Raw genomic sequence first — 5,028 nt, 5'->3', positions numbered from 1 at the left:
TTCGGCGAGCACCAGGCGGAGGAGCCGATGCCGGTGGAGCTCAAGTTCGTGGTCGAGCCGGCCGTGGACGAGAGCACGCTCGGTCCCCACGCGGACGAGGACGAGGCCCCCCGGTCGGTGACCCTGTCCGGCGCGGCCGCCGCGGTCGCCGGTGGCGGCAGCTTCAACGAGGCCGTCGAGGTCGAGAACCGGACGGTGCTCTCCGACTCGGTCATGCCGAACGAGGCGCGCTACTACCGGGTGCACGTGGGCTACGGGCAGCGGCTGAACGTCCGTGCCGCCAACGGCGCCTCGGAGGGCGCCGGACCTGATTCCGTGGACGTCAGCGTGTTCTCCAGCGTCCGCGGGCCCGTCACGATGAAGGGTGACCGGCGCCTGCACCGTCGCCCGGCGGGCCAGACCGCCACGCTGAACATGCCGGTCTCCGTCAGCATGGACAATCACGACGGCGTCTACGGCCAGGACGCCTACCTCTCCGGTGACTACTACGTGGTCGTCTCCGCGGACAAGTACAGCGATGACCGCAACCGGGAGCCCTTCCCCTATGAGCTGGCGCTCGAGGTGACGGGCCAGGAGCAGGACGGCCCCCTCATCGCCGAGCCCGGGGCGGGCCGGGTGGTCGATCCGGACTCCGAGCAGGACGCGGGAGAGCAGGACGACGCGGAGGCCGGCGAGGCCACCGCGGGCGCCACGCCGGCCGGAGAACCGGACGAGGGTGGTGGCGGGGCAAAGGCCACCGCCACCGGGCTGACCGAGCCGGCCGGGGACAACCCCTGGCCGTGGTTCCTCGCCGGCCTCGCCGGCAGTGCTCTCATCGGCGCCGCGGCCCTGGTCCTGACCCGACGGCGGCCCGTGGCGGCTCCGGCCACCACGCAGCAGCACCCCGCGTCCCCCGCACCCGGCAGCCAGTACCCCACCGACCGCTACGGCACCGATCAGGAAGGACCGCGGTGATGAGCACCAGCAACCGTCCCCCCCGCACGCTGGCCGCCCTCGGCCTCACCCTGGCCCTCACGGCCTGGGCCGGCGCTCCGGTGCTGGCCGCCACGCCGACTGCCGGCACCGGGGAGGGCTCCGCGCCCGCCGCCCGGGCCACCCCGTACCAACCCTCGGGCACCGAGGTCACGGGCGGGGAGAGCCTGGCCGGCGCGGTCGAGGTGGAACCCGGCCTCTACCGGGACACCCTGCAGACCAGTGAGGAGGCCTCCTCGCCGACGGCCTCGACCCGGTTCTACCGGTTGCCTGCGCTCCAGGAGGGAGAGCGGGCCCATGCCGCGGCCGTCCTGGCCGCCGACCCCCACGCCGACGCGCGCGGCACCGACTGGGCCGAGCTCACCGTGGAGTTCGTGAACCTGCAGGGCGAGCGGTGCGGGCCCCCGGTCGCGGACAACGTCTCGATGACGACCGGTGAGGTGCCGGTGGCCAAGACGGCCACGGATCCCATGGAGGCAGGCTCCTACGGATGCTTCGAGGATGAGTCCGGCGTGGTCGTGGCCCAGGTGAGCCGGAGCGGTGAGTGGCTGGCGGACGACCCCGTGGCCGTGGAACTGCGGTTCTGGGTGGAGCCCCCGGTGGACGAGTCCGGGCTGGCCGAGGCTCCCTCGGAGGACCTCCCGCCGGAGTCCGTGACGGTCACCGGCGAGGCGACGCCCGTCACCGGCGGGCGGTCGTTCGGCACGGCCACCGAGATCACCGCGGACCAGGTCTTCTCCGCCGAGCTGCAGCCCCGGGAGGCGGCCTACTTCCGGATCCCGGTCGAGTACGGCCAGCGCCTGAGCTACCGCCTCTCGTCCGGCAACAACCAGCAGTCCCGCGTCCGCGAGATCCGGACCGCGGCCCACGACCCCCTGCTGGGGGACCCCCGGATGCTGGGGGACCAGGGCATCTCCTACACGGACAACGGGGCCACCCTCACCCGGTCCACCGCCGTGCCGGTGAGCGCGGACAATTACGGCTCCTACTCCTACGGCGCCCTGCGGTTCGCCGGCGACTACTACATCGTGGTCACCGGCTCCGAGGCCCGTGGGGGCCGGGAGGGGACCGAGCCGTTCCGCTACGAGCTGGCCGTGTCCCTCTCGGGCGAGCCCACCGGTGCGACCGAGTGGCTGGCGGCGGCCCAGGACGAGCAGACCCTCGCCGCCGGTGGCTCCCCGGACGGCGAGGACGCCCAGGCCGCGAGCGCCCGGGACGGCGGGTGGCTCCCGTCCGGCACCGAGCTCGGTGCACTGCTGGGCGGGGTCGGGCTGGGCGCCGTGCTGACCGGCGTCGCGTGGCTGCTGCTGCGCCGGCGCAGCGCCTGAGGGCGGGCGGTTCCTGAACGTCAGGCCCTGGGCGTCCCGGACCCCTGAGCGCCAGGTCCCGCCGGGGGTTCCGGGTGACCGCGGCCCCGGCCGGACCTGCCGATCAGTCGTCGGCCTCCCAGACCAGGCCCCCGGTGTCCTCCACGCACACCAGCCGCCGGCCGTCGGCACCGGTGACCACCAGTCCGCGTTCCAGGGCGGTGCAGTCGTCCCCGGCACGGACGGAACTGGTGATGACCGGCGTCCCGGACCGTCCCGACGGCGCCGGGGACTCCGGGGCGGAGGCCGGGGAGGACCTCCCGGAGGGTGCGGTGCCGGTGCCCCGTGACGTCGGCTCCGGGGCGGAGGCCGGGGAGGACCTCGCCGAGGGTGCGGTGCCGGTGCCCCGTGACGTCGGCTCCGCCACGGCACCCTGATCGGTTCCCGTGTCCTGCTCGGCCCCGGGCCCCGCGCGCCCGCCGTCCGGCCGGAGCAGGACGGCGGCCACCACGAGGGCCACGATCCCCAGCAGCACCATGGTCCACGGCAGGAGGGCGCCGACACCCCGGCCGCGGTCCCCGCCATCCTCGCCGGCCTCCGCCGCCTGGCCCGTCGACCGCGGGCTGCCGACCCGTGGGGTCCTGACCGGTGGCGCGGGCACCCGGGGCGCGGTGTCCGCGGACGGCCCGGGAGCCGCCGTCGGGCCCGGTCCCGGGGCCGCATCCGCGGGCCGGCCGACGCCGACCCCGTCCGCGGGGATCCCCGTCCCACCGAACCCGGCCCGGTCCGCGGTGATCCCGGTCGTCCCACCGGCCTCGACCTGGCGGAACACCGCGAACGGCTCGCCCGCGGCCGTGAGGTACCCGCCGGTCCCCGTCTGCGGGGTGGCGAGGACGTCGAGGGTGCGTGGGGCCCGTTCGGCGGCCGCGACGCGGTCGCCCGGGTCCTCGTCGAGCAACCCGGCCACCACGGAGGCGAGTCGGGGATCGACGCCCTCGATCCGGGCCAGCGTCCGGCGCGGGTCCAGGGCGGCGGCCTCCAGCCCCCGTTCACCCCGCACGGTGGGATCCAGCATCCGCAGGGCCACCACGCCGGCCGCGTACAGGTCCTGCGCGGGCGCCGGGGCCGCGAGGTCCATCGCCTCGGGGGCCAGGTAGCCGGGAGTGCCGTTCACCCACCCGAGGGTGGTGAACCGCGGATCGTCCTCCCGCACGGCGATCCCGAAGTCGCCCAGCCGCAGGTGCGGCATGCCCTCCCCCGTGGGTTCCAGCAGGATGTTCGCCGGCTTGACGTCCCGGTGGATCCAGCCGGCGTGGTGCACGTGGTCCAGGGCGTCCAGCAGTTGCAGCAGCATCCGTGCCGCGAGGGCGGAGGAGAACGCGCCGTGATCGCCCAGCGCGGTCTCCAGGGTGCCGCCGGCCACCAGCGGCATCGAGATCGCCACGTCCGCGTCCTCGGCCGCCCAGCCGTAGGGCGTGGCCAGGTGGTGGTGGTCGAGCTGGATGCCCTGCTCGCGCACGAAGCGCAGCAGCTCACCGGAGTCCTTGTGCCGCAGCACCTTCGCCGCGCACCACTGCTCGCGGCGCCGGTCCCATGCGGCCCAGATCGACCCGGACCCCCCGGAGGCGATGTGGTCGGCCAGTTCGAACCGGCCCGCGATCACCTGGCCCATGCCACTACGGCCCCGGGTCGGCCGCGTCAGCGCGGCATCCGCAGCCGGCCAGCAGCGCCGCGGCGCGGTCCACCGCGAAGCGGGCGTCGGTCAGGACGCCCGGCTGGTCGTTGGCGATGAAGCTGAACACCAGCTGCCTCTCGTCCGCGGTCCTCACCGTGCCGGTCAGCGACGCCACCGAGCTGAGCGTCCCGGTCTTCGCCCGGACCACGTCCTGGGCCGGTGTGCCGACCATCCGGTGCTCGAGGGTGCCCTCCTTGCCGGCCACCGGCAGTCCGGTGGCCGCTGCCTCCAGCCCGGGATCCCCGGTGGCGATCCCGAGCGACCCGGTCAACTGGAGGGGGGAGACCCGGTTCCTGCCGGAGAGCCCCGAGGCGTCCACGAGGTCCAGACCGGCCGTGTCCACCCCCAGCCCGGACACGGCCTCCTCGATGGCCCGGGAGGCGCCGTCGAAACTGCCGTCCTCACCGGCGGCCAGAGCCAGGTTGCGGCCGGTGGCCTCGGCCACCTGGTTGTCCGAGGTCTTGAGCATGTGGGTCACCTGCTGGGCCACGGTGGCCGACGTCACGCTCGCCAGCTCGCTCCCGCGCCCCTTCAGGGACAGGCGCCGGACGGAGTCGGACACCCGGATCCCGACGTCCAGGTCCCGGGCGTGGCGGGCGAGGTGGTCGCGGAAGACCTCGGCCGCGTACAGCGCCGGGTCGTGCAGGCGGTTGGTGCCGGTGCCCGCGGCGGGGCGCCCGCCGTGAGTGGCGATCGGCTGCACGGCGGAGACGTTGCCCGAGGGGACGATGTCCGGGCTCCAGTCCGGGGAGGCCTCCGGGCCCGTGTACCCGGAGTCGTCCAGGCGAACGGTCACCGTCCCGGAGGTGCCGCGCGTGGCGAGTTCCTCGGCGGCCTGCCGGGCCAGCGTCCCGAGGCCGGCCCGTCCGTCGACGGACGTCGCGTTGCTCCCCGTGCCGAGCAGCACGTCGCCGCCGGCGTCGAGCACCACGTGGGTCACGTCCCGGTCTCCCACGCGGCCGGGCAGGGCGACGGCACCGGTGGTGTAGCGGTGGCCCGGGCCCAGGACCTCCA

The 5,028-nt window shown here is 75.4% G+C and carries 4 protein-coding genes; 2 read left to right on the top strand and 2 right to left on the bottom strand.

Annotation, left to right across the window (positions count from 1 at the left end):
- On the top strand, positions 1–954 hold a 954-nt coding region (locus tag PLJ28_RS14820; protein WP_324590335.1), incomplete at its 5' end, for a hypothetical protein.
- Entirely contained in the window at positions 954–2,300 is a 1,347-nt protein-coding gene (locus tag PLJ28_RS14815) for a hypothetical protein (RefSeq protein ID WP_324590334.1), read from the top strand. The genes PLJ28_RS14820 and PLJ28_RS14815, both read left to right, overlap by 1 nt.
- Before the next feature lie 103 nt (positions 2,301–2,403).
- Here PLJ28_RS14815 and PLJ28_RS14810 read toward each other — a convergent pair whose 3' ends face one another.
- Together PLJ28_RS14810 and dacB are read right to left on the bottom strand one after the other, a co-directional pair.
- The gene (locus PLJ28_RS14810; RefSeq protein WP_324590333.1) at positions 2,404–3,951 is read right to left on the bottom strand and encodes a serine/threonine protein kinase; all 1,548 of its coding nucleotides are present in this window, start codon (positions 3,949–3,951) and stop codon (positions 2,404–2,406) included.
- 4 nt (positions 3,952–3,955) lie between these two features.
- Positions 3,956–5,028, bottom strand: a 1,073-nt coding sequence (dacB, locus tag PLJ28_RS14805) for a D-alanyl-D-alanine carboxypeptidase/D-alanyl-D-alanine endopeptidase (RefSeq protein ID WP_324590332.1), incomplete at its 5' end; no start/stop codon positions are given.

Source organism: Citricoccus sp., assembly GCF_035445025.1.
Taxonomy (GTDB): Bacteria; Actinomycetota; Actinomycetes; order Actinomycetales; family Micrococcaceae; genus Citricoccus.
Note: the sequence above shows the minus strand (reverse complement) of the source record. Positions and strands in the feature narration are given on the sequence as shown.